The following is a 1,175-nucleotide window of genomic DNA, read 5'->3' as shown; positions in this document are numbered from 1 at the left end:
CGATCCCGCGCCCGGCGCGCACCGCGACGCACAGCGCGTCCGGCACGTTGACCTGGAACGGCGCGGGCTGCAGCTCGTACACGGCCTCCTCGCCGTCGCTGCGCTCGAGCCGCCACTCGCCGGCCGGCGACGCGGGCGTATCGAGGCGCAGGCACACGTGGTTCGGCAATTCGTCGGGCGACTGCGGCGTGCCGTGGCGCGCCAGGTATTCGCGCGACGCGACGAGCACGCTGCAGCTCGTGCCGCAGGTCTGCGCGACATAGCCCGAATCGGGCAACTGCGACGCCGTCACGATCGATACGTCATAGCCCTCCTCGACGAGATTCGGCATCCGCTGCGCGAGCGTCAGCTCGACCGACACGTCGGGGTTGTCTTCCTGGTAGCGCACGATCGACGACACGACGTGACTCTGCCCGAGCCCCGTCATCGCGTGGATGCGCATCTTGCCGCTCGGCCGCAGCAGTGCGTTGCGCGCCTCCGCGTTCGCGTAGTCGATTTCCGCGAGGATCGATTTCGCGCGCTCGAAATAGCGTTCGCCGCTTTCGGTGAGGCCGAGGTGGCGCGTCGTGCGATGCAGCAGCCGCGTCTGAACGTGCGCTTCGAGGTTCGATACCGCGCGCGACACCTGCGCGGTGGTCGCGTCGATTTCCTTCGCGACCGCAGTAAAACTGCCGGCTTCGACAACGCGCACGAACAGGCGCATGTTTTCGAGCATGTCCATTGAATTGGCTTGGGGAGAGTCAGTGGGGAGGCGTCGGCAGCGCTCGCGTCAGGTGGGGAACGGAACGCAGCCGCGAACCACGTCGAATCGATCACCGTGCCGGGAGAAAGGCGGGAGAGCGGGCATCGCGTACGTAGTTCTGGCATGACGGGGGATTCAGTGGCCCGAATTGTACGCCGCTGCAGACAAATTTGCGCGGTTCCCCGGCCCGCAAGCTCTCATCATATGAAAGCTTTTTGCAAGCAACGTGCGTCGCGCACGTGCAACGGCTTGATGCAGCGCGACAATTTGTATCACAACGCGATATAATTCGCGGCTTGTCGCTGCGCGCATCCGCGCTGTCACTTTTACCGCTTACCGTCCATGTCGTCAGGCTCCCCTTCGTCGCGCCGCACGTTGCGGCAATGGCTGCACAGCTTCATTCCCCATCCGATGTCGCTGGGCTGGCGCGAGG

At 65.2% G+C, this 1,175-nt stretch carries 1 protein-coding gene; it reads right to left on the bottom strand.

Annotated elements, in window-relative coordinates; translation table 11 throughout:
* Window positions 1-721: LysR family transcriptional regulator (locus G3N93_RS40130; protein ID WP_206135538.1), on the bottom strand; the 721-nt coding region annotated here is incomplete at its 3' end.
* Window positions 722-1,175: the final 454 nt, after the last annotated feature.

The sequence above is a fragment of the Burkholderia sp. Se-20378 genome (assembly GCF_017104665.1).
GTDB lineage: Bacteria > Pseudomonadota > Gammaproteobacteria > Burkholderiales > Burkholderiaceae > Burkholderia > Burkholderia lata.
The sequence above is the reverse complement of the archived record's forward strand: the minus strand, read 5'-3'. Positions and strand labels throughout refer to the sequence as shown.